At 73.6% G+C, this 22,068-nt stretch carries 23 protein-coding genes and 1 riboswitch; of the genes, 8 read left to right on the top strand and 15 right to left on the bottom strand.

Annotated elements, in window-relative coordinates; genetic code table 11:
• Positions 1-41 precede the first annotated feature (41 nt).
• From O7603_RS02340 to O7603_RS02325, 4 genes are read right to left on the bottom strand one after another with little or no spacing between them, the layout of a single operon-like run.
• A complete protein-coding gene (locus O7603_RS02340) occupies positions 42-725 on the bottom strand; it encodes a GntR family transcriptional regulator (protein WP_281574012.1) in 684 nt (227 codons plus the stop codon).
• Positions 722-1,723, bottom strand: a complete 1,002-nt coding sequence (locus tag O7603_RS02335) for a proline racemase family protein (RefSeq protein WP_281574011.1) — start codon at positions 1,721-1,723, stop codon at positions 722-724. Before O7603_RS02335 ends, O7603_RS02340 begins: the two co-directional genes overlap by 4 nt.
• Positions 1,720-2,625, bottom strand: coding sequence for a dihydrodipicolinate synthase family protein (locus tag O7603_RS02330; protein ID WP_281574010.1), 906 nt, complete (start codon positions 2,623-2,625; stop codon positions 1,720-1,722). Before O7603_RS02330 ends, O7603_RS02335 begins: the two co-directional genes overlap by 4 nt.
• A gap of 32 nt (positions 2,626-2,657) precedes the next feature.
• On the bottom strand, positions 2,658-3,986 hold the full coding sequence (locus O7603_RS02325; RefSeq protein WP_281574009.1) for an aminopeptidase P family protein: 1,329 nt from the start codon (positions 3,984-3,986) through the stop codon (positions 2,658-2,660).
• A gap of 303 nt (positions 3,987-4,289) precedes the next feature.
• On the opposite strand from O7603_RS02325, the gene O7603_RS02320 reads away from it, so the two are divergent.
• Entirely contained in the window at positions 4,290-5,198 is a 909-nt protein-coding gene (locus tag O7603_RS02320) for an intradiol ring-cleavage dioxygenase (RefSeq protein ID WP_281574008.1), read from the top strand.
• 132 nt (positions 5,199-5,330) lie between these two features.
• On the top strand, positions 5,331-5,654 hold the full coding sequence (locus O7603_RS02315) for a DUF4326 domain-containing protein (RefSeq protein WP_281574007.1): 324 nt from the start codon (positions 5,331-5,333) through the stop codon (positions 5,652-5,654).
• A 69-nt stretch (positions 5,655-5,723) separates the two neighbouring features.
• Here O7603_RS02315 and O7603_RS02310 read toward each other — a convergent pair whose 3' ends face one another.
• From O7603_RS02310 to O7603_RS02300, 3 genes are all read right to left on the bottom strand, one after another.
• Positions 5,724-6,563: an amino acid ABC transporter ATP-binding protein gene (locus tag O7603_RS02310; RefSeq protein WP_281574006.1), complete on the bottom strand. Its 840-nt coding sequence runs from the start codon at positions 6,561-6,563 to the stop codon at positions 5,724-5,726.
• A gap of 5 nt (positions 6,564-6,568) precedes the next feature.
• Positions 6,569-7,363 carry an amino acid ABC transporter permease gene (locus O7603_RS02305; protein WP_281574005.1) on the bottom strand — a complete coding sequence of 265 codons (795 nt, stop codon included), beginning with the start codon at positions 7,361-7,363 and terminating at the stop codon, positions 6,569-6,571.
• Between the two features lie 67 nt (positions 7,364-7,430).
• The gene (locus O7603_RS02300) at positions 7,431-8,252 is read right to left on the bottom strand and encodes a basic amino acid ABC transporter substrate-binding protein (RefSeq protein ID WP_281574004.1); all 822 of its coding nucleotides are present in this window, start codon (positions 8,250-8,252) and stop codon (positions 7,431-7,433) included.
• A gap of 277 nt (positions 8,253-8,529) precedes the next feature.
• Positions 8,530-8,619, top strand: a riboswitch (ZMP/ZTP riboswitch).
• 20 nt (positions 8,620-8,639) lie between these two features.
• Between O7603_RS02300 and O7603_RS02295 the strand changes: the two genes are divergently transcribed.
• Positions 8,640-10,079, top strand: a complete 1,440-nt coding sequence (locus O7603_RS02295; RefSeq protein ID WP_281574003.1) for a glycine hydroxymethyltransferase — start codon at positions 8,640-8,642, stop codon at positions 10,077-10,079.
• Positions 10,080-10,164: 85 nt separating this feature from the next.
• On the opposite strand, the gene O7603_RS02290 is transcribed toward O7603_RS02295, so the two are convergent.
• The 3 genes from O7603_RS02290 to O7603_RS02280 form a co-directional block, all read right to left on the bottom strand.
• Entirely contained in the window at positions 10,165-11,832 is a 1,668-nt protein-coding gene (locus O7603_RS02290; RefSeq protein WP_281574002.1) for a ribulokinase, read from the bottom strand.
• A gap of 149 nt (positions 11,833-11,981) precedes the next feature.
• Positions 11,982-12,242 carry a hypothetical protein gene (locus O7603_RS02285; protein ID WP_281574001.1) on the bottom strand — a complete coding sequence of 87 codons (261 nt, stop codon included), beginning with the start codon at positions 12,240-12,242 and terminating at the stop codon, positions 11,982-11,984.
• A gap of 99 nt (positions 12,243-12,341) precedes the next feature.
• Positions 12,342-13,457 carry an alpha-hydroxy acid oxidase gene (locus O7603_RS02280; RefSeq protein WP_281574000.1) on the bottom strand — a complete coding sequence of 372 codons (1,116 nt, stop codon included), beginning with the start codon at positions 13,455-13,457 and terminating at the stop codon, positions 12,342-12,344.
• Positions 13,458-13,612: 155 nt separating this feature from the next.
• Between O7603_RS02280 and O7603_RS33010 the strand changes: the two genes are divergently transcribed.
• Genes O7603_RS33010 through O7603_RS02270 form a run of 3 tightly spaced genes read left to right on the top strand, consistent with a single transcriptional unit; the run spans position 13,613 to position 14,962 of the window.
• The gene (locus O7603_RS33010) at positions 13,613-14,110 is read left to right on the top strand and encodes a phosphotransferase (protein WP_348651050.1); all 498 of its coding nucleotides are present in this window, start codon (positions 13,613-13,615) and stop codon (positions 14,108-14,110) included.
• Positions 14,061-14,531, top strand: a complete 471-nt coding sequence (locus tag O7603_RS33005; RefSeq protein ID WP_348651049.1) for a phosphotransferase — start codon at positions 14,061-14,063, stop codon at positions 14,529-14,531. Before O7603_RS33010 ends, O7603_RS33005 begins: the two co-directional genes overlap by 50 nt.
• 26 nt (positions 14,532-14,557) lie before the next feature.
• Complete coding sequence (locus O7603_RS02270) at positions 14,558-14,962, top strand: MmcQ/YjbR family DNA-binding protein (protein WP_281573999.1); 405 nt, start codon at positions 14,558-14,560, stop codon at positions 14,960-14,962.
• 21 nt (positions 14,963-14,983) lie between these two features.
• Here O7603_RS02270 and O7603_RS02265 read toward each other — a convergent pair whose 3' ends face one another.
• On the bottom strand, positions 14,984-15,457 hold the full coding sequence (locus tag O7603_RS02265) for a dethiobiotin synthetase (protein WP_281573998.1): 474 nt from the start codon (positions 15,455-15,457) through the stop codon (positions 14,984-14,986).
• Positions 15,458-15,690: 233 nt separating this feature from the next.
• On the opposite strand from O7603_RS02265, the gene O7603_RS02260 reads away from it, so the two are divergent.
• Together O7603_RS02260 and O7603_RS02255 are read left to right on the top strand one after the other, a co-directional pair.
• Positions 15,691-16,632: an exo-alpha-sialidase gene (locus tag O7603_RS02260; RefSeq protein ID WP_281573997.1), complete on the top strand. Its 942-nt coding sequence runs from the start codon at positions 15,691-15,693 to the stop codon at positions 16,630-16,632.
• A gap of 416 nt (positions 16,633-17,048) precedes the next feature.
• Entirely contained in the window at positions 17,049-18,977 is a 1,929-nt protein-coding gene (locus tag O7603_RS02255) for a S1 family peptidase (protein WP_281573996.1), read from the top strand.
• A gap of 97 nt (positions 18,978-19,074) precedes the next feature.
• Here the strand turns inward: O7603_RS02255 and O7603_RS02250 are convergent, their stop codons facing one another.
• The 4 genes from O7603_RS02250 to O7603_RS02235 are packed head-to-tail and all read right to left on the bottom strand — an operon-like array spanning position 19,075 to position 22,028.
• Positions 19,075-19,395 (bottom strand): antibiotic biosynthesis monooxygenase family protein, encoded by a 321-nt coding sequence (locus O7603_RS02250; RefSeq protein ID WP_281573995.1) that lies wholly within the window; start codon positions 19,393-19,395, stop codon positions 19,075-19,077.
• A complete protein-coding gene (locus tag O7603_RS02245) occupies positions 19,388-20,638 on the bottom strand; it encodes a beta-ketoacyl synthase N-terminal-like domain-containing protein (protein WP_281573994.1) in 1,251 nt (416 codons plus the stop codon). Before O7603_RS02245 ends, O7603_RS02250 begins: the two co-directional genes overlap by 8 nt.
• A complete protein-coding gene (locus O7603_RS02240; protein ID WP_281573993.1) occupies positions 20,635-20,757 on the bottom strand; it encodes a hypothetical protein in 123 nt (40 codons plus the stop codon). Before O7603_RS02240 ends, O7603_RS02245 begins: the two co-directional genes overlap by 4 nt.
• Positions 20,754-22,028: a beta-ketoacyl-[acyl-carrier-protein] synthase family protein gene (locus O7603_RS02235; protein WP_281573992.1), complete on the bottom strand. Its 1,275-nt coding sequence runs from the start codon at positions 22,026-22,028 to the stop codon at positions 20,754-20,756. Before O7603_RS02235 ends, O7603_RS02240 begins: the two co-directional genes overlap by 4 nt.
• Between the last annotated feature and the right edge of the window lie 40 nt (positions 22,029-22,068).

The raw sequence follows: 22,068 nt of genomic DNA, 5'->3' as shown, positions 1-22,068 counted from the left end.
CGCCACGACACGCACCGGCGCGGTTCGGACGGTTCGCCCGCTCATCCGGCGTCCCCGGCAGCGCCGGCCCACAGGCCGCGTACGTGGCCGATGTGACGGCGCATCAGCAGCTCGGCCCCGGACGGGTCGCCGGCCTCGACGAAGTCCAGAAGCTCGTGGTGCTCGGCGGCCGACCGGACCAGCCTGCCGCTCTCCAGCAGCGGGGTCAGGCCGAGCAGCCGGGTCCGCGAGCGCAGGTCGGAGACGACGTCCACCAGGAAGCGGTTGCGGCTGTAGCCGAGCAGGGTCAGGTGGAAGACATGGTCGGCCTCGATGTAACCGAGCAGGTCACCGCGCTCCGCCGCGTCGACGATGTCCTGCGCCAGGCCCCGCAGTTCGGGGAAGTCCTCCTTCGGGATCACCGCCACGAGGTCCCGCACGGTCGGCGGCTCGATGAGCAGCCGCACGGCGGCCAGGTTGTCGAGGTCCTCCTCGGACATCTCGGTGACCCGGAAGCCCTTGTTGGGGTGGGGCACGACCAGGCCGCCCTTCACCAGGTCGAGCATGGCCTCCCGCACCGGCGTGGCCGAGACGCCGAGCTGCGCGCCGAGCGCGGGAGCCGAGTAGACCACGCCGGGCTCCAGCTTCCCCGAGATGATCGCCGCGCGCAGCGCCTCCCGGATCCGGTCGCGGAGGTTCTCCTTGCGGCCGATCCCGGGCAGGCTCGGCACGGGCGTCGGGTTCACAGCAGAAACCCCGCGGGGAACGGGTCGGTGGGGTCGACGTGGAACTGCGCGGTCGCGGTGACCCACGCCCGGCCGGTGATCGACGGCAGCACCGCCGGACGCGACCCGACCGTGGTCTCGCCGAGCAGCCGTCCGGTGAAGCGGGTGCCGATGAAGGACTCGTTGACGAAGTCCTCGCCGACGCCCAACTCGCCCCGGGCGTGCAGCTGCGCCATCCGGGCGCTCGTGCCCGTGCCGCAGGGCGACCGGTCGAACCAACCCGGATGGATGGCCATGGCGTGCCGCGACAGTTGAGCGGTCGAGCCGGGCGCCTTCAGGTAGACGTGGTGGCAGCCGTTGATGTCGCCGCGCTCCGGGTGGACCGGTCGCTCCTGCTCGTTCACCGCGTCCATGATCGCCAAACCGGCGGCCAGCAGGTCGCCGGCGCGGGACCGGTCGAAGGGCAGGCCCAGATCCGCCAGGTCGACGATCGCGTAGAAGTTGCCGCCGAACGCCATGTCGTACCCGACGCCGCCGAAGCCGGGCACCTCGACCTTGCGGTCCAGCGCGTGCACGAACGACGGGACGTTCTGGATGGTGACCGACTCCGCCGCGCCGTCGCGTACGGCCACGGACGCGACGACCAGCCCGGCGGGGGTGTCGAGCCGGATCGTGGTCACCGGTTCGACGACGGGCACCATGCCGGTCTCGACGAGGACCGTGGCGACCCCGATCGTGCCGTGGCCGCACATCGGCAGCAGCCCGGAGACCTCGATGAAGAGCACACCGAAGTCGGCGTCGGGACGGGTCGGTGGCTGCAGGATGGCACCGCTCATCGCGGCGTGGCCGCGCGGCTCGTACATCAGCAACGTGCGGATCTCGTCGCTGTTCGCGATGAACCACAGCCGGCGCTCCGCCATGGTCGCCCCGGGGATCGTACCCAGGCCGCCGACGACGACCCGGGTGGGCATGCCCTCGGTGTGCGAGTCGACGGCGTGGAACGTGCGGCGCGACCTCACTTGTACCCCTTCGTCAGGACGGCCTCGGTGTCGGCGGTGATCCTGGCCGCCACCTCCGGCGGCAGCGGCAGGCGGGGCGGACGACAGGGGCCGCCCCTGCGCCCGCAGACGTCCATCGACAGCTTGATCGCCTGGACGAACTCGGTGCGCGAGTCCCAGCGCAGCAACGGATGCAGGTCGCGGTAGATCGGCAACGCTGTGGCGAGGTCGGCGGGATCGCCCGAGGTGACCAGCCGGTAGAGCTCCACGGTGCTCGCCGGGATCGCGTTCGGATAGCCGGCGATCCAGCCGACCGCTCCGGCGATGCCCAGTTCGAGCAGCACGTCGTCGGCGCCGACCAGGAGGTCCAGATCGGGCGCCAGCTCGGCGATCTCGTAGGCCCGGCGGACGTCCCCGGTGAACTCCTTCACGCCGACGACCAGTCCCTCGTCGAACAGTTCGGCGAGCAGCGCCGGAGTCAGGTCCACCTTGGTGTCGACGGGGTTGTTGTAGGCGACGACCGGCAGGCCCGCCCGCGCGACCTCGCGGTAGTGCGCGACGACCGCCGTACGGTCGGCGCGGTAGGCGTTCGGCGGCAGCAGGAGGACGGAGGTGGCTCCGGCCTCGGCGGCGTGCTCCGCCCAGCGGCGGGCCTCGAGTGCCCCGTACGCGGCGACTCCGGGCATGACGCCGAACCCGGCCGGCGCGGACTGGACGGCCGTCTCGACGACGCGCGCCCGCTCCTCGGGGGTCAGCGTCTGGTACTCGCCGAGGGAGCCGTTGGGCGTCACCCCGTCGCAGCCGCCGTCGGCGAGGAACTGGACGTGCTCGGCGAACGCGTCGTGGTCGACGGAGAGGTCGTCCCGGAGGGGCAGCGCCGTCGCGACGTGTACGCCGCGCCAGGGCCGTGCGGGGGTGGTCATGCTGGGCCTCCTCAGCGATCGGCAGTGCAATGTCACACAGCTTGGGTGGTCGCCATCCACTTCTCCAGACCGTCGGCGTCGATCGGCAGCGCGCCGGACAGCACCTCCGCGCCGTCCGGCGTGACCAGGAGGTCGTCCTCGATGCGCACGCCGATCCCGCGCAGTTCGGGGGGCACGGTCAGGTCGTGCGCGTGGAAGTACAGCCCGGGCTCGACCGTGAGCACCATGCCGGGTGCCAGGACCCCACCCTGGTAGGCCTCCTCCGCGGCCGGGCCGCAGTCGTGCACGTCCAGCCCCAGGTGATGGCCGATGCCGCACACCAGATAGCGGCGATGGTGCTGCCCGGTGTCGGACAGCGCCTCGTCCACCGAGACCGGCAACAGTCCCCAGTCCGCCAGGCCCCGGGCGATCACCTCCATCGCGGCGTGGTGGAAGTCGGTGAACCGGCGGCCCGGGCCCACCGCCGCCAGCCCGGCCCGGTGGGCCCGCTCCACCAGGTCGTGCACCTGCCGCTGGACCGGAGAGAACTGTCCGGAGGCGGGGAGCGTGCGGGTGACGTCCGCCGTGTAGTGGCTCCGTACCTCGACGCCCATGTCGAGCAGGAGCACCTCGTCCGGTAGCACCGGACCGTCCGCGCGCACCCAGTGCAGGGTGGGCGCGTGCGGTCCACTGCCGACGATCGTGGCGTAGCCGGGGCCGTTGCCGTAGGCCCGCGCGTACCGGTCGAAGGTGCCCTGCAGCCACCGCTCCCCGGGCCCCGCGATCGCGGTGGGGATCTCGCGGGCGACCGCGGCGAAGCCCTCGACCGTGCGGTCCACCGCGTCGCGCAGCTGCCCGATCTCCCACGCGTCCTTGTCCATGCGCAGCTCGGCGAGGGTCCGGAAGACCTCCTCGTCCCGGGTCACGTCCTCGGTGAGCTCGCCGAGTGGCCGGACCGGGACGCCCAGCGCCCGCGCCCAGTCGGCCGGGCCCGGCGCCGCCCCGACCCACAACTCGCCGTACCGGGCGTCCCGGAAGAACCCGGGGTCGCCGGGCTGGGCGGGCGGCGGCAGGTACAGCGTGGCGTCGCCGTCACGCAGCACCACGGCGGCGCTCTCGACCGCGCAGCCGGTCAGCCAGAAGAAGTCGCTGTCCGGGCGGAAGTCGTACGTCGTGTCGTTGCTGCGTACGGGCGCCTCCCCCGCCGCGAGCACGACGGTCCGGCCGGGAAGCGCCTCGGCCAGCCGGGCCCGGTGGTCGGCGGCGGCCTCGGCCGCGCCGGGCACGACCGGCGGCGTGCGATCCGGTACGCCCCAGCCCGTGCTCAGGTACTCCGTGAACGCCGCGACCTCGGCCAGCTTCGGCGGCCTGCCCTCACGCAACGGGAACTCCTTCCTGCCGCGGACCGGACACGGCCCGGTCGAAGCCGTCGGTGCCGTGCTCCCACCAGCCACGTCCCGGACCACCGGAGCGCCATCACCGGCTGGTGACGTGTGGCATTGCACTGACCCTAGGCGTGCACACGTCACGTGCCAAGAGGCTGCGGGTCATTACTCCCGTCCGGCGCCGAGGTGCCGTCCGGTGTGGCGGGTGGCCCGTAGCCAGACCACAAGGTCGCCACAGCCGGGCCACAGGACGGGCGGCTTCACTCGCCTCATCAGCGACACCGAAGGGGTGCGAGAACGATGCGGGAGCCAGCGGAGAACGAGGCCTACGTACGCCGAGTGCACGACAAGCGACTGCGGTTCGACCTGCGGACCCTGTCGAGACGCCGGCTGCTCACCGGACTGGGCGGCGCGGGTGCCCTGATGGCGCTGGGCGCCTGCCGCGACGGCGTCACCGGATCGTCCGGCGCCTCCGACGGCGCCCTGACCGAGGTCGAGTCGGAGACCAACGGCCCGTACCCGGCGGACGGCTCCAACGGCCCCGACGTACGCGTCCAGGAGGGCATCGTGCGCCGCGACATCCGGTCGTCGTTCGGCGACGCCAGCGGGACCGCCGAGGGCGTACCCCTGGAGTTCTCGCTGGTGGTCAAGGACCTGGCCGGGGCCGCGCTGCCCGGCGCCGCGGTCTACGCCTGGCAGTGCGACCGCGACGGGAACTACTCGCTGTACTCCCAGGCCGTCGCGGACCAGAACTACCTGCGCGGCATCCAGGTCGCCGACGAGACCGGAACGGTCACTTTCACCAGCATCTTCCCCGGGTGCTACTCCGGCCGGTGGCCACACATCCACTTCGAGGTGTACAAGGCCCTGGCGAACGCCACCAGCGGCGACGGGCCGATCGCCAAGACTTCCCAGATCACCTTCCCGGAGCAGATCTGCGACGCCGTCTACGCGACCGCCGGCTACGACAGGAGCGTCACCAACCTGGATTCGATCACCCTCGCCACCGACAACGTGTTCGGAAACGACTCCGCGGCCACCGAGCTGGCGGCGGTCACCGGCAACGTGACCGAGGGATACCGGGCCACCCTGACCATCGCCATCGACCCGGACGGGGAGGAGAGCGGCGGCGGCAACGACCCCGGCGGAGGCGGCCCAGGCGGCACCCCGCCCAGCGGCGGCCCGGCGGGTGGCCCGCCGTCGTCCTGACCCCGATGCCTCCGCCGCCGACCGCGCGACGGTCGCGGCGTCGCCGCCGGGCGAGCGACCAGACGACGCGTGACGGCACCACCGCGCCGGCACGGTGGTGCCGGCCGGCGGGCGTGTGCGAGATTACGGGTCGTGCCGACCACCGTCGTCAACCTCAAGGGCCACCGCGGCGACCCGGCCTACGCCGACGTGGTCTACGTCGGACGCGCCATGTTCCGCGGCGGTTGGCGCCTCCCGGCCTCCGCGCTGTCCAGCCCCTACCGGCCGGGCCCGGACGGCAGCCGTGACGAGGTGGTCGAGAAGTACCGGGCGTATCTGCTCAGCCGCCCCGACCTGCTCGCGCTGCTGCCCGAGTTGCGTGGCCGCCGGCTCGGCTGCTGGTGCGCGCCGGAGCGCTGCCACGCCGAGGTGGTCGCCGAACTCGCCGACTCCCCGCCCGCGGCAGCCCCCGGGTAGCGGCTGCCGGCTGCTCCACCTGCCGGACGTGCGGCGGTGCGGCCTCGCCTCACTCGGACGGTCCGGCCGTCACAGGTGGTGGCGGTCGTCGGCCGGCAGTCGGGGCGGCTCCGGTGGCTCGCTGGGCTGGTCGGGCTGACCGAGCTGCGCGACATGGGTCGGGTCGAGGACCCGCGAGAGGAACGAGCGGGTCCGCTCGTGCCGTGGCGCGCCGAGCACCTCCTGCGGCGGCCCCTGCTCGACCACCACGCCGCCGTCCATGAACACGACCCGGTCGGCGACGTCCCGGGCGAACGCCATCTCGTGGGTGACCACCATCATGGTCATGCCGTCCTCGGCCAGCGTACGCATGACGGTGAGCACGTCGCCGACCAGTTCCGGGTCGAGCGCGGAGGTCGGCTCGTCGAAGAGCATCAGCTTGGGGTCCATCGACAGCGACCGGGCGATCGCCGCCCGCTGCTGCTGGCCGCCGGAGAGCTGCGCCGGAAAGGCGTCGGCCTTGTCGGCCAGGCCGACCCGCCGCAGGTTCTCCCGCGCGATCCGCTCGGCCTCGGCGCGACCGCGCCGGAGCACCCGGCGCTGCGCGATGGTGAGGTTGTTCAGCACGGTCAGGTGCGGGAAGAGGTTGAACGACTGGAAGACCATGCCGATGCCGCGGCGGACGGAGTCGATCTCGACGTCCGGGTCGGTCATCTCGGTCCCGTTCACCCAGATCTTGCCGGCGGTCGGTTCCTCCAGCAGGTTGACGCAGCGCAGCAGCGTCGATTTCCCGGAACCGGACGGCCCGATGACGCAGACCACCTCGCCGTGGCCGACCTCGAAGTCGATGCCCTTGAGCACTTCGAGCGGGCCGAAGGACTTGTGCAGGTCGCGGATCTCGACGGCGGGCCGGGATGGGGTGCTCGTCATCTGGGTCACCGGGCCTTGGCGTAGCGAAGTTCGAGGCGGCGTACCACCTGGGAGAGGGGCAGGGTGATGATCAGGTAGGTGAAGCCGGCCACCAGCAGCGGCGTGGCGTTCACCCGGTCGTTCAGCGTGTCCCGGCCGAACTTGGTGATCTCGATGGTCGACGCCGTCACGCCCAGCACGTAGGCGAGCGACGAGTCCTTGGTGAGCAGGATGAGTTCGTTCGTCAGCGGCGGGATCACGACCCGGAACGCCTGCGGGATGACGATGGTGCGCATCGCGGTGAAGTGCGACATGCCGAGGGTGCGCGCCGCCTCCATCTGCCCCTTCGGCACCGCCTGGATGCCGGCCCGGATCGTCTCCGCCATGTAGGCGGCGGCGGTCAGGCCGAGACCGATCGCGATCGAGCCGAAGACGCCGCCCGGGATCTCCCGCTCGGGGAAGGCGATGGGGATGCCGTACCCGACGAGGAAGAGCACCAGCAGCGCGGGCAGACCCCGGAACAGCTCGATGTACGCCGTCGCCACCCAGCGGTACGGAGCCACCCGGGACAGCCGCATCAGCGCGAGGAGCGTGCCGAACACGAGGCCGAAGGCGAACGCGCCCAACGTGTAGAGGACGGTGTTGCGCAGCGCGACGGTGATGATCGTCGGGAACATCGACTCGATGATGTCGACGCGGAAGAAGGCCTCCCTCAGCCGGCCCCAGTCCGCGGCGAAGATCACCGCGACGATGACGGCGACGAAGGCCAGGTACTGCAGCCAGAGGGACAGCCGCTCCCGCTGACGGCGTCGCAGCTTCACGGTTCGGTGCTCCTCATCCACGCGGAGGGCGCGCGACCCGCGCGCGCCCTCCGACCACAACTGTCGATCACTTGGCCGGCTGCTTGCCGATCCACTTCTCGTAGATCTTGTCGTACGTGCCGTCCTGCTTCGCCTTGGCCAGCACCTCGTTGATCTTCTTGAGCAGCTCCGGGTTGCTGTCCTTCTTCACCGAGAACCCGTACTGCTCGCCGGTGTCGAACTCCGCGGTCACCTCGAACCCGCCCGGGTTCTCCTTGATGTACTCGGTCCAGACCGGCAGGTCGTTGATCGCGGCCTCGATCTGACCGTTGGCGAGGGCCTGCTGCAGGGCGGCGAGATCCTCGAACTCGACGAGCTGGAGGCCCTTCTCCTGCTCGAACTTCTTGGCGTAGTCACGGCCGGTGGTCGACGCCTGGACGCCGAGCTTCTTGCCCTTGAGGTCGTCGAGCGACTTGTAGGTCTTGCCGGTCTTCACCAGCAGCGCCTGGGTGGCGTCGAAGTAGGAGTCGGAGAAGTTCATGACCTTCTGCCGTTCCTCGGTGATCGTCATGCCGGCGGCGGCCGCGTCGCACTTGCCGGTGTTCAGGTCCTGCCCGGACTTGATCCCCTCGAACGGGGTGTCGACGATCGTCTGCTCGACGCCCAGCTCCTTGGCGACCAGGTCCATCACGTCGACGTCGAACCCGACGACCTTGCCGCCGGTGTCCTTGGACTGGAACGGCGCGTACGGAAGGTGGGTGCAGACGGTCAGCTTGCCCTTCTCGACGAGCTTGACCCCGCCCGCCTGGACCTCGCCCTCGTCCTTCTTGGCGCATCCGGCGGCGCCCAGTGCGAGCGCGGCGATGGCGACGACGAGTCCTGCCTTGCGGGCTGCGCGATGGAAAGTCACGCTGCGTCCCTCCGATTCAGCCCCCGTACGGGCAATCCAGCGTTGTGCAAAGGGTGTGAGAGGGGACGGTACCTGATCCGAGGAGCCGTACCAAGATCACGGCGGGCTGGGGGTGCGAGAGCTGCGACCGTCACACTCGGTGAACCGGACGCCCGGCGTGATACGGGTGGTAAGGGGTGGACCGCCGGCCGGTCCGCCGGCGACGAGGCGACGGCGTAACCCGCCGGCGCCCTGGTGGCCGGGTCCCCGGGGTGGCGGTGGTCGATTCGGTAGGATCGGATCGGGCCGTGACTGGCGCGTGGGGATGGAGAACCATCGGGGAGCGGTCCCGTCATGAGGACGCATGCCGAGCGCCTGGGCCTTCCGTACGTCAGTAGGAGGTCTCGCATGTCGTCGCCGAACGCCGAATCCACCGCCTTCCGCAGCGCGCTCGAGGTGATCCGCGCCGTCGAGCCGAGGGTGGCCGACGCCATCGGGGCGGAGTTGGCCGACCAGCGCGAGTCGCTCAAGTTGATCGCGAGCGAGAACTACGCCTCCCCGGCCACCCTGCTGGCGATGGGGAACTGGTTCAGCGACAAGTACGCCGAGGGCACCGTCGGCCGCCGCTTCTACGCCGGCTGCCAGAACGTCGACACCGTGGAGGCGCTCGCCGCCGAGCACGCGCGGGAGCTGTTCGGCGCCGCGCACGCGTACGTGCAGCCGCACTCCGGCATCGACGCCAACCTGGTGGCGTTCTGGGCGATCCTGGCCGACCGGGTGGAGTCGCCGGCGCTGAAGAAGGCCCAGGTCCGCCAGGTCAACGACCTCACCGAGGCCGACTGGTTCGCGCTGCGCCGCGAGCTGGGCAACCAGCGGATGCTCGGCATGTCGCTCGACGCCGGCGGCCACCTCACCCACGGCTTCCGGCCGAACATCTCCGGCAAGATGTTCGACCAGCGCAGCTACGGCACCGACCCGGCCACCGGGCTGATCGACTACGACCGGGTGGCCGAGGCGGCCCGCGAGTTCAAGCCGCTGATCCTCGTCGCCGGCTACTCCGCGTACCCCCGGAAGGTCAACTTCCGGATCATGCGCGAGATCGCCGACTCGGTCGGCGCGACCTTCATGGTCGACATGGCGCACTTCGCCGGGCTGGTCGCCGGCAAGGTCTTCACCGGTGACTTCGACCCGGTGCCGCACGCGCACATCGTCACCACCACCACCCACAAGTCGCTGCGCGGGCCGCGCGGCGGCATGGTGCTCTGCCAGCCCGAGCTGGCCGACCAGGTCGACCGGGGCTGCCCGATGGTCCTCGGCGGCCCGCTGCCGCACGTGATGGCCGCCAAGGCCGTCGCGCTCGCCGAGGCCCGCCGGCCGGACTTCGCCGACTACGCGTCTCGGATCGTGGCCAACGCCCAGGCGCTCGCCGAGGGGCTGCTGCGCCGCGGCGCCACGCTGGTCACCGGTGGCACCGACAACCACCTGGCGATCATCGACGTCACCTCGTACGGGCTCACCGGTCGGCAGGCCGAGCAGGCGTTGCTGGACTCCGGCATCGTCACCAACCGCAACTCCGTCCCGCAGGACCCGAACGGCGCCTGGTACACGTCCGGCATCCGGATCGGCACGCCGGCGCTGACCACCCGCGGTCTCGGCACCGCCGAGATGGACCAGACCGCCGAGCTGATCCACACCGTGCTCAGCCAGACCACGCCGGGCGCCAACGCCGACGGCACCCCGTCGAAGGCGAAGTACGTGCTCGACCCGGCGGTCGCCGACAAGGTCAGCCGGCAGGCGGCGGAGCTGCTGACCGGCTTCCCGCTCTACGGGTCCGTCGACCTGACCTGACGGCCGACCCCCGCTTGTCGATCAAGAGGTTCGCGTCACCGGTCGGCCGACTGGGTGACGCGAACCTCTTGATCACCGGAGTTGGTCAGGCCGAGAGGGCGCGGTTGCGGATGGCGCGCAGGCGGTGCAGGACGTCGGTGCCGCCCCGGCCGAAGTGGTCGTGCAGCCGCCGGTACTCGGCGTACAGCGCGTCGTAGGCGGCCGCCCGGGCCGGGTCGGGCCGCCAGGTCTCCCGCCGGGCGGCGCCCATCGCGGCCGAGGCCGCCGACACGTCCGGGTACGCCCCACCGGCCGCGGCCGCGTGGATCGCCGCCCCCAGCGCCGCCGGGTGCGCCGAGTCGACGACGTGCAGCGGGCGGTTCAGCACGTCGGCGTAGATCCGTAGGAGCAGTCGGTTGTCGGTGAGCCCGCCGGCCACGCTCAGCTCGTCGACGGCGACGCCGGACGCGGTGAACGCCTCGACCACCGTCCGCGCGCCGAACGCGGTGGCCTCCAGCAACGCCCGCCAGATCTCCTCCGGCCGGGTGGCCAGCGTCAGCCCGAGCAGCACCCCGCTCAGCTCGTGGTCCATCAGCACCGACCGGTTGCCGCTGTGCCAGTCCAGCGCGAGCAGCCCGTGCCCGCCCACCGGCTGGTCGGCGGCGAGCCGGTCCAGCAGCTGGTACGGGCTCTCGCCGCGGCGCTGCGCCTCGGCGGCGTACGCGGCCGGCAGCGCGTGCGTCACGTACCAGGCGAAGATGTCCCCCACCCCGCTCTGCCCGGCCTCGTAGCCCCAACTGCCGGTGGTCACGCCGCCCTCGACCGCGCCGCACACGCCGGGCACCTCGTGGTACGCGTCCGCGTTCATGATCAGGCAGGTGGAGGTGCCGAGCACGGCGAGCATCCGCCCCGGCGCGACCGACCGGGCGGCCGCGGCGGTGACGTGCGCGTCGATCGCGCCGACCGCGACCGGCGTGCCCGGCGGCAGGCCGGTCCGTCGGGCCGCCTCGGCGGTCAGCCCGCCGGCCCGGGTGCCCAGCGCGGCGAGCGGCCCGTCGACGCGGGCCAGCAGCCCGTCCAGCCGCGGGTGCAGCGCGCGCAGGAAGTCCGCCGACGGGTACCGGCCGTCCTGGCGCAGCCCCTTGTAGCCGGCGGCCGACACGTTGCGGGTCTCCCGGCCGCAGAGCTGCCAGACGATCCAGTCGGTCGCCTCGATCCACCGCTCCGCGCGGTCGAACAGCTCCGGGTCCTCCTCCAGCAGCTCAAGGGCCTTGGCCAGCTGCCACTCGGCGGAGACCCGGCCGCCGTAGCGGGCCAGCCAGCTCTCACCCCGCTCGGTGGCCAGGGCGTTGATCCGCTCGGCCTGCTTCTGCGCGGCGTGGTGCTTCCACAGCTTCGGGTACGCGTGCGGACGCCCGGCCAGCCCGGGCAGCTCGCAGAGCGGGGTGCCGTCGGCGCGGGTGGGCAGCACCGTGCAGGAGGTGGCGTCGACGCCGATGCCGACGGCGTCCTGCGGGCGTACGCCGGCGGACCGCAGCGCCGCGGGGACGGCCACCCGCAGCACCTCGCGGTGGTCCGCCGGGTCCTGCAACGCCCACTCGGGGGGCAGCGGCGTGCCGTCGGGCAGCTGCCCGCTGATGACCCCGTGCCGGTAGGGGTGCACGGCCTCACCCAGTGGGGCCCCGTCGGAGACGTCCACCACCAGGGCCCGGCCGGAGAGCGTGCCGAAGTCCACCCCGACCACGTATCGGCGTCCGGTCCCGAATTCGCCCACCGCTCCCCCTCCCACCGCGCGCCGGAGGCGGCAGCGGGAGGTAACGGTAGCAACAACGCCGGGTGAACGGCGCTCGGCCGCTCGGTGTGCCGGGCGAGGTACCCGCAGGTCGTGGCGCGGACCGGGCCGGGTGCGCTCGGGCGCGCGGGTCAGGCGACGGGGCGCTTCAGGTGGTAGCGGTGCACCTCGGTGCTGCCCTGCACGTTGTTCACGTCCTCCGCCGCGGAGACCAGCTCCCAGCCGTCCCGGCCGACCCGGTTGAGGTGCGAGATCGCCGTGTCGCCGTACGCCGTGATGTCCTTGCGGGACCCGTCGGGGCCATACCAGACGAACGAGACGTGGAAATTGCGGCCCTGCCCCTGATAGCGGCGGACGAGCAAGGCGTACTCCCAGGCAACCATGCGGCCCATTATGACCGTCCATCCAGGACACCGAAACGCTGGTGGTCGCGCTTTGCCACGGGGTGAACGCGATGTGTCGCGTCACGGCGCCGGCTCCCGCCGGGCCGGTCAGCCGGCGACGACGGTGCGCAGGTCGCGCGCCGCGGCCACGTCCGCGCAGCCGGCCAGGGCCAGCGCGTCGCGCAGCTCGCCGGCGAGCAGCGCCAATGCGCTCTCGGCGGCGGACCGGCCGCCGGCGGCGAGCGCCCAGAGCAGCGGCCGCCCCACCAGCACGCCGGCGGCACCGAGCGCGAGCGCCCGCAGCACGTCCGTGCCGCCGCGGATCCCGCTGTCGAGCAGCACCTCGCACCGGTCACCGACCGCGTCGACCACCTCGGACAGCATGGTGACGCTCGCCGGCGCCCCGTCGAGCTGGCGCCCGCCGTGGTTGGAGACCACCACCGCGTCCGCGCCGATCCCCACCGCGTCCCGGGCGTCCCGCGGGTCGAGCACACCCTTGACCACGAGCGGCAGGTCGATCCGTTCCCGCAGCCAGGCCAGATCGGCCCAGCGCAGCGCCGGCGCGAAGGCGACGCCCGACTGCGCCGGCACCGGGGACACCCCGGGCGTGCCGCCGTGCGCCAGGTCGTTCCGACCGTGGGGCAGGTTCGCGGCGGTCACCTCCGTCGGAAGCCGGAACGCGTTGCGCAGGTCCCGCAACCGCCGGCCCAGCACCGGCACGTCCACGGTGACCACCAACGCCCGGCAGCCCGCGTCCCGCACGCGGGCGAGCAGGTCGAGCACGAGCGCCCGATCCCGTAGCCAGTACAGCTGGAACCAGACCTCGGCGCCGGTGGCCGCGACCTCCTCGATCGGTGTGCTGCCCAGCGTGCTGGCGAGGTACGGCACGCCCGCGGCACCGGCGGCCGCGGCCAGCGCCAGCTCCCCGTCGGGGTGCACCAGCCGCTGGTAGGCGATCGGCGCCACGCCCACCGGCATCGCGTACCGCCGGCCGAGCAGTCGGGTGGTCAGGTCCGGCACCTCCACGCCGCGCAGCATCCGGGGCAGCACCGCGACCCGGTCCAGTGCCGCCCGGTTCGCCGCCAGGGTGACCTCGCTGCCGCTGCCCCCCGCGACGTAGTCCCACACGTCCGACGGAAGCACCGCCCGAGCCCGCTCGGCGAAGTCGGCCAGGCACACCGGCGGCGCGACGGCCGGCAGGTCGGTCACGATCGGCTCGGCCATCGGTGGCTCCCTCCGGCAGGTTCGGCGCCAGGAAATTAGCCGCCGCCGCCGTGGGGCGTCAATCGACCTGCCGGCCGCCCGCCGCCCGCTTCCGGCCGCCCGCCGCCTCGGTAAAGCAGTTGCCGTCCCGGCGTCGCCCCGTCAGCCTCGGACCGGTGGAGGACAGTCGCACGCCGCGACCGGTTCCGGTCGCGGTCGCCGACCGGATCGACGCGGCGCTGGTGCGCCGGCTCGTCGCCGCTCAGTTCCCGCGCTGGGCACACCTGCCGGTACGCCCGGTCGAGATCGGCGGCTGGGACAACCGCACCTTCCATCTGGGCGACGCGATGACCGTGCGGCTGCCCAGCGCCGAGGGGTACGCGCTGCAGGTGGCCAAGGAGCAGCGGTGGCTGCCGGTGCTGGCGCCCCGGCTCCCGCTGGCGGTGCCCACCCCGCTGGCCGAGGGCGAGCCGGACGAGGACTTTCCGTTCCCGTGGTCGGTCTACGGCTGGATCGAGGGGCGGACGGCCCACCCCGACCGGATCACGGACCTGACCGGGTTCCGCGGTCGACCTCGCCGGCTTCCTCGCCGCGCTCCAGCGGATCGACCCGGCCGGCGGCCCGGTGCCCGGCCGGCACAGCGCGTGGCGCGGGGCGCCCCTGAGCACGTATGACGAGGACACCCGCCGGGCGGTCGACCGGCTCGGCGACCAGATCCCGGTCGACACGGTCACCGCGATCTGGTCCGCCGCCCTCGACGCGACCGTCGCCGGCCCGCCCGTCTGGTTCCACGGCGACGTCGCGGTCGGCAACCTGCTGATCCGCGAGGGGCGGCTGGCCGCGGTCATCGACTTCGGCTGCTCCGGCGTCGGCGACCCGGCGTGTGACGTGGTCATCGCGTGGACGCTGCTGCGCGGTCGCAGCCGGGCGGCGTTCCGGGAGGCCCTCGCCGTGGACGCGGCGACCTGGGCGCGGGGGCGGGGGTGGGCACTGTGGAAGGCGCTGATCACGCTCGACGACCCGGACCCGGCGAAGGCGGCCGACGCGCGGCGCACCCTCGGCCGGGTGCTGGCCGACCCGACGGTGTCCCGCTGACGCCCGGAAGGCCGTACCCTGGGGCGATGGCCAGCTGGGAGGACGTCCGCCGGATCGCCGCGACCCTGCCGGAGACGACCGAGCGCGGGTCGTACGACGGCCTGCCGGCCTGGCGGGTGCGCGACAAGCCGTTCGTCTGGGAACGGCCGCTGCGCAAGGCCGACCTCGCCGCGCTCGGCGACGCCGCGCCGGACGGGCCGGTCCTCGGCGCCCGGGTGCCCGACCTCGGCGCCAAGGAGGCGCTGCTCGCCGACGACCCGGCCGTCTACTTCACCACCCCGCACTTCGACGGCTACCCGGCCGTGCTGGTCCGGCTGGACCGGATCGCGCTGCCGGAGCTGACCGAGCTGATGGTCGAGGCGTGGTACGACCGGGCGCCGAAGAGCCTCGCCGCCGCGTACCGGGCACAGGAAACCACACCGGCGGAGTGACCGGGCGGCCGCCGGTGGACGTCAACCCGACAGCGCTGCCCGGACGGCGTCCTCGGCGGTGGTCACGGGCACCGGCCCGTCGACGGGAGCACCCTGCGCATCGACGACCCGCCATCCGCCGAGCAGCACCACCGGGATGCCGCCGTGCCGCATCGCCAGCGCCACCTCGCTGAGGGTGCCCCAGGAGCCGCCGACCGCGATGACCGCGTCGGCGCTCCACACCAGGACAGCGTTGCGGGCCTGGCCCAGGTTGCTGCGGATCGTCACGGACACCTCGGCGGCCGGGCCGGGCGCGGAGCCGTCGTCGGGGCGTACGCCGACGACCAGGCCGCTGCGGGACCGGGCGCCGGCGGCGACCGCGGCCATCACCCCGCCGCCGCCTCCGCAGAGGACGGTGGCGCCGCGCTCGGCGAGCAGCTCGCCCACCCGGCGGGCGTGCGCCAGGTCCGCGTCCGTCGCGACCGCCGGCCCGCAGACCGCCACCTGGTACGCCACCGACACCACCTCTCCGCCGCCCGACCCTACCGGCGCCACCGCCGGCGGGCGCCCGTTCGTGGTGGACCGCGCCGGGCTCGCGCGGACCCGCTGGTCAGCGCGCCGGTGGGACGGCGACCCGGCCGGCCGGCGGCCCCGGAAGTTCGCCGGCTGTTCGCCGCCGGGCCGCCCGGACGTACGCCGGAGGTCCTAGCGTGGTCGGCCGGACCGGACGCCCCAGGAGGCCGCCGCGCATGACCCCGCCACCGATCGGCCGCACCACCCAAGCCCAGGTCACGACGGTGCGCCGGATCGGTGACAGCGCGCCGCACAGCGCGTTCACCGACCTGGTCCGGCACGGCGACGGCTGGTTCTGCGCGTTCCGGGAGGGCACGTCCCACGTCTCCGGCGACGGGGTGATCCGGGTGCTCACCTCCGCGGACGGCCACTCCTGGACCACGGCGGCGGTACTCCGCCGGGACGGCACCGACCTGCGGGACCCGCGCTTCGTGTCCCGACCGGACGGCCGGCTGCACCTGTACGCCGCCGCCGTGACCGGCGAGGCGACGAAGACGTTCCGGACCGTCGCCTGGCTCTCCCCCGACGGGCACCGCTGGGGTGATCTGACGCCGATCGGCGAGCCGCATGTCTGGGTGTGGCGCGCTGCCTGGCACGCCGGCGCGATGTACGCCCTCGGCTACGCCACCCGGGAGCCGCGGTTCGTGCGGCTCTACCGCAGCGGCGACGGCGTCGACCTGCACCCGGTGGTGGAGACCCTGTTCACCGAGGGCTACCCGAACGAGTCGGGGCTGACCTTCGAACCGGACGGCACCGCCGTCTGCCTGCTGCGCCGGGACCGGGACACCGCGACCGCGCAGCTCGGCCGGGCGCGCCCCCCGTACCGGGACTGGCAGTGGACCGACCTGGGCGTCCAGGTGGGCGGCCCGGCCCTGCTGCGGCTGCCGGACGGCCGGCTGGTGGCCGGCGTACGCCTGCACGACGGCCGCGTACGCACCGCGGTGTGCGCGGTCGACGTGGAGCGGGGCGAGCTGACCGAGCTGGTCACCCTCCCCTCCGGCGGCGACACCAGCTATCCCGGGCTGGTCTGGCACGACGGCCTGCTCTGGGTGAGCTACTACTCCTCCCACGAGGACCGCACGTGCGTCTACCTCGCCGAGGTCTCCCTGGGCCGCTGAGCCCGGACGGCCGCCGCGCCGGTCCACCGTGACGGTCCGTCACGCCGGTGGGCCCGACCGCTGAGAGCGGGCCGCCGCGTCATGCGCAGCCGCCTCCGGCCAGCCGTTCCGCTTTTGTCCGATGTGGACGGACCACTGCTCGGCCATCGCTCCGCCGGCGCCCCCCACGGCGCCGATCCATCCACTACCGTCTACCCCGACGGGCGATCTCCAGGGCCTCACGGGGGGCTGACGACGGAGGGACCACCAGCAGGCCGATGAGTTCGACCCACACCGGCAGCCACCGGTGTGACGGGGATTCGGCGTGCCATCGGGCGTCCGCCCGGACGGCGTGGCAGCTGCCGCGCCGTGCGGACGACCGGCGCCGTCGCCCCGCAGGCGACGGTTCCGGATTGAGCTGACACGAGATGAGGAACATGCGTCACACCCGGAACCGTCTCCGGACGGTGTCAGTGCTGGCCCTCGCCGCCATCGGCGCGAGCATGATCAGTGGCGTGGACGCCCGGGCGATCAGCGGGGTCACGCCGGTGCCGGACGGCACGCACCTGTTCACCGCGAGCCTGCGCAACGACGTACGTGGTTGCTCCGGCGCCCTGATCGACCAGGACTGGATCATCACCGCCAAGAGCTGCTTCGCGGCGGCCGGCGAAACCGTCACCGCCGGTCCGCCGGCCCACGCCACCACGGTCGCCCTCGGCAAGACCGACCTCGCCGCCACCGGCGGGCACACCCTCGCCGTCACCACGGTGCTCCCCCACCCGACCCGCAACGTCGCCGTCGCGCAGTTGGAGCGCCGGGTGACCGACGTCCAGCCGGTGGCCCTCGGCGCCGCCGCCACGGCGGCCGAGGAGCTGCGGGCGGTCGGCTTCGGCCGCAGCGCGACGGAGTGGGTGCCCGACAAGCTGCACGCCGGCACGTTCACCGTCCAGAGTGTCACCGCCGAGGCGGTGGCCATCGATGGCAGCGCCAGCGGCGCCAGCCTCTGCAAGGGCGACGCGGGCGGGCCGCTGCTGCGCGACGTCGCCGGCACACCCCGCCTGGTCGCCGTGCACGACCGGGCCTGGCAGGGTGGCTGCCTCAGCGAGACCGAGACCCGGCGGACGGCCGTCGAGACCCGGGTCGACGACCTGGGCGCGTGGATCACCGAGAGCACCGGCGACGGCTACGTCGCGCTGTCCCAGCGCGGCACCCTGCTGGACACCCGGACCACCGGCGGTGTGCGCCCCGGCGGCAGCACCATGTCCTTCCCCGTGCTCGGCGTCGCCGGTGTCCCGGCCACTGGTGTCAAGGCGGTGCTGGTGGACGTGACGACCATCAGTCCGACGGCGAACACCTACCTCACCGTGTACCCGGAGGGCAGCACCCGACCAGCCACCTCTTCCGTCAACGCGTCCACCGGGGAGACCATCTCCACCACCCTGCTGGTGCGGGTCGGCCCGACCGGCAACTTCACGCTCTACAACCACGCCGGCAGCACCCACGCCAAGATCGACGTGCACGGCTACGTCGCCGCCTCCGGCGGCGGGGTCGTCATGGTGCCCCACACCCGAGTGGTGGACACCCGGGACGGGACCGGCACCACGGCCGGCACCGTACCGACCAACGGAACCCGCACCCTCACCCTGACCGGCGGGGTCATCCCGGCGGGCGCCACCAGCGCACTGCTCGATGTCGCCGTGGTCGGCGCCACCGGTGGGGGATACCTGGCCGCCTACCCGGCCGGCGGTGCCGTCGACAACGGCAGCGTTCTGGACTACGTCAGCGGGGTCACCTCACAGGGCATCGCCGTGAAGCTCTCCGCCGACGGCAAGGTCACCATCGTCAACAGGGGGCCGGCAGTCCACCTGGTGATCAGCCTGCAGGGTTACGTCGCCGCCGCCAGCGCTCAGGCACCCGGCTTGCGCGCGATCACGCCCGTTCAGGTGATCGACACGCGGGCCAACGGCGGCGCCGCCGTCAAGGCCAGGGGCGAGCTGTTCGTCCAGCTCAGCGGTGCCAACGGCATCCCGCTGGACGCCATGGAGGGAGCCGTCATCTCGGTGACGGTCGTCGGCCCGACCACGAGCGGCTACCTCACCGTCGAGCCCGTCGACCGTCCCTTCGGGTACACGAAGGATGGGCCGATCGTCTACAACCCGTCGGTGGCCAACTTCGCCGCCGGCCAGCCGGCTCGCACCACGACGGTGTTCACCAAGGTCGGCCCGAGCCCCCGAGCCTTCCCGGGTGGACCGACCATCGGTTCCCCCGGCAAGATCCGCATTCTCAACGTCAGCAGCGGCACGGTCCACCTTGTCGTCAGCGTGCACGGTTGGGTCGACCGGGCAGCGGAGACCGTCTCCCGCTGAGACCCGCACCACCCGAGCTGGTCCGCCGCCGCGATCCCAAGACCGCGGCGGCGGACCAGGCGGGCGGGCCACGCGAAGGTTGGTGCCGGTTGCCGTGTCAGGCCGGCGTCGGGGTCTGGGCGTGGATGTGGAAGCGCAGCGAGCGGGCGTCGGTGAAGCACTCCCGCATCGGCCGGACCAGGTCCCGGTGCTCCGGGCTGCGCTCCCACGCCTCGAAGTCGGCGAGGCTCGCCCACTCGCTGGTGATCAGCCACTGCTCCGGGTCGGCCGACGACCGGCACACCTGATCCACCAGGTGACCCGGCACCCCACCGGCCACGAGGTGCCGCACCGCCTCGTACGCGGCCAGGAACGCTCCGGTGCGGTCGGCCGGCACCCGGACCAGGAACACCACCCGCGCCCGCAGTCCGTCAGTCATGGTCGTCCTCCCTCGTGGGCGCCGCGCCGCGCAGCACCAGCGCGCTGTTGAAACCGTCGAACCCCCGCGCGCAGACCAGCGCCACCCGGTTGCGGGGTCGCCGATGCTCGCGCAGGAAGTCCAGCTCACACCCGTCGGCCACGTCGTCCGGACCGGCCGAGGCGGGCAGCGTGTCGTGCCGGAAGGCGAGCAGCGCGGTGGCCACGTCCAGCGCCGCCCCGCCCTGGTGGGCCCGACCGGTCAACGGTTTCGCGGTGCTCACCGGCGGCGGCCGTTCGCCGAACACCGCCCGCAGCGCGGCGGCCTCGGCGCGGTCGTAGCGGGGCACGCCGAGCGCGTCGGGCAGCACCACGTCCACCGCGTCCGGCCCGACACCGGCCCGCCGCAGGGCCAGCCGCATCGCCCGGGCGTACTGGGCCGGGTCGCCGGCGCTGTCGGGGCCGGTGTGCGCCGCGTCGTGGGTGGCCCCCCAGCCGACGACCTCGCCGTAGACCCGCGCGCCCCGCGACAGCGCGTGCCCCAGCTCCTCCACCACGAAGACCGCGCCGCCCTCGGCCGGAAGGTAGCCGCTCGCCGCGGCGTCGAACGGCTGGTACGCCCGCTGCGCGTCGGCCACGTCGCTGAGCAGGCCGGAGCGCAGCTGGCAAGCCAGGGCGTACGGGCTCAGCGGGCTCTCGGTCCCGCCGGCGATCACCACCGGGGTGCCGCGGCGCACGGAGCGGACCGCGTGCGCGAGGCTGTCCAGCCCGCCGGCCGCCTCGCTGACCAGCACCCCGCACGGCCCCTTGAACTGATGGTGGATGGAGAGCTGGCCGACGCTGGCGGCGTAGAACCAGGCGATCGACTGGTACGCCCCGACGGTGCGCGTGGGCCCACCCCAGAGCCGTTGCAGCTCCCGCTGCCCGAACAGGTTGCCGCCGGACGAGCTGGCCAGGGTGACCGCGTAGCCGTACGGGTCGGCCGCCTTCTCCGGCAACCCGGCGTCGGCCAGCGCCAGCCGGGTGGCGGCGAAGCCGAGGTGCGTCCACCGGTCGGTCTGCACGAGCTGGCGGCTGTCCGCCCACCCGGTGGCATCGAAGCCGGTCACCTCGCCGCCGAACCGGGTCGGGTAGCCGGCCGGGTCGAACAGGGTGATCGGCCCGATGCGCCGGGTGCCGGACAGCACGGTGCTCCAGTGTGCCGGCGCGCCGATGCCGCTCGGGGCGACCACCCCGATGCCGGTGACCACCGCCCGCGCGGTCACCGCGGCACCGCCGCCCGGCCGCGGGTCCGGGCGGTCAGCGCGACACGGCCGCGGGCGGTCAGCGCGACACCGGCGCGGGCGGTCAGCGCGACGTCGCGGCGAGTCCAGGCGGGGGTCACGCGGCCACCGTCCCGGGGAGCCGGCGGAAGACCATCGCGGACTGGAAGCCGCCGAACCCGCTGCCCACCGACAGCGCCACGTCGACGGGCAGCTCGCGCGCCTCGTTCGGCACGTAGTCCAGGTCGCACTCCGGGTCCCGGGTGGTCCAGTTGGCGGTCGGCGGCACCACACCGAACTCGATCGCCAGCGCGCAGGCCGCCATCTCGATCGAGCCGATCGCGCCGAGCGAGTGCCCGACCATCGACTTGATCGAGCTGACCGGCACCCGGTACGCGGCGTCGCCGAGGGCCCGCTTGAACGCGGCGGTCTCGTGCCGGTCGTTCTGCCGCGTGCCGGAGCCGTGCGCGCTGATGTAGGAGACGTGCTCCGGGGCGAGCCGGGCCTGCCGCAGCGCCGCGCCGATGGCCAGGGCCATCTCCACCCCGTCCGGGCGCAGCCCGGTCATGTGGTAGCCGTTGCTGTGGCTGGCGTACCCGGCGACCTCGCAGTAGACATGCGCGCCGCGCCGCCGGGCGTGCCCGGCCTCCTCCAGCACCAGCACGGCCGCGCCCTCGGCGAGGACGAAACCGTGCCGGTCGGCGTCGAACGGCCGGGAGGCGTGCGCCGGGTCGTCGTTGTCCGGGCTGGTCGCCTTGATGGCGTCGAAGGAGGCGACGGTGACCGGTGAGATCGGTGAGTCCGCGGCGCCGGCGAGCACCACGTCCGCCTCGCCGTCGGCGATCAGCTGGTGGGCGTACCCGATCGCGTCGATGCCGGAGGTGCAGCCGGTGGAGACGACCTGGGCGGGGCCGTGCAGCCCGTGCCGGCAGGCCACGTCGGCGGCCAGGCTGCTGGGCACCAGCGCCTGGTAGAGGTAGGGGCCGCCGCGGGCCGGGTCGACCAGCCAGCGCCGGCCGGCCTCGCTGACCTCGACGTACTGCTGCTCCAACGCCATGGTGCCGCCCACCGCGGTGCCGAGGACCACCCCGGTCCGGTCCCGCTCGTCGTCGGTGAGCGTCAGGCCGGCGTCGGCGACCGCCTCGTCGGCGCACGCGAGCGCGAACTGCACGTACCGGTCGGCCCGCCGCCGCTCGGCCTCGGTGAGCCCGGCGGCGACCGGGTTGAAGTCGCACTCCGCGGCGATGCGGGACCGGAACGGCGACGGGTCGAAGAAGGTGATCCGCCGGGTCGCCGTCCGCCCCTCGGTGATCGACTTCCAGAACCGGTCCCGGGTGGCGCCGCCCGGCGCGACCACGCCGATCCCGGTCACCACGGTGCGGCGCCCGGTCACGGCGCCACCTCGGTTCGCGACTGCGGGGCGCGCAACCCCG

Source organism: Micromonospora sp. WMMD812 (assembly GCF_027497215.1).
In the GTDB taxonomy this organism is placed as follows: Bacteria; Actinomycetota; Actinomycetes; order Mycobacteriales; family Micromonosporaceae; genus Micromonospora.
This window is presented reverse-complemented; position numbering and strand designations above follow the sequence as displayed.

Excerpts from the sequence above, each read along its gene's own strand:
- O7603_RS02285 (WP_281574001.1), bottom strand. The coding sequence starts at position 12,242 with ATGGGCCGCATGGTTGCCTGGGAGTACGCCTTGCTCGTCCGCCGCTAT.
- O7603_RS02250 (WP_281573995.1), bottom strand. The coding sequence starts at position 19,395 with ATGACTGACGGACTGCGGGCGCGGGTGGTGTTCCTGGTCCGGGTGCCG.
- O7603_RS02260 (WP_281573997.1), top strand. The coding sequence starts at position 15,691 with ATGACCCCGCCACCGATCGGCCGCACCACCCAAGCCCAGGTCACGACG.
- O7603_RS02295 (WP_281574003.1), top strand. The coding sequence starts at position 8,640 with ATGTCGTCGCCGAACGCCGAATCCACCGCCTTCCGCAGCGCGCTCGAG.
- O7603_RS02255 (WP_281573996.1), top strand. The coding sequence starts at position 17,049 with ATGCGTCACACCCGGAACCGTCTCCGGACGGTGTCAGTGCTGGCCCTC.
- O7603_RS02330 (WP_281574010.1), bottom strand. The coding sequence starts at position 2,625 with ATGACCACCCCCGCACGGCCCTGGCGCGGCGTACACGTCGCGACGGCG.
- O7603_RS02310 (WP_281574006.1), bottom strand. The coding sequence starts at position 6,563 with ATGACGAGCACCCCATCCCGGCCCGCCGTCGAGATCCGCGACCTGCAC.
- O7603_RS02270 (WP_281573999.1), top strand. The coding sequence starts at position 14,558 with ATGGCCAGCTGGGAGGACGTCCGCCGGATCGCCGCGACCCTGCCGGAG.
- O7603_RS02280 (WP_281574000.1), bottom strand. The coding sequence starts at position 13,457 with ATGGCCGAGCCGATCGTGACCGACCTGCCGGCCGTCGCGCCGCCGGTG.
- O7603_RS02320 (WP_281574008.1), top strand. The coding sequence starts at position 4,290 with ATGCGGGAGCCAGCGGAGAACGAGGCCTACGTACGCCGAGTGCACGAC.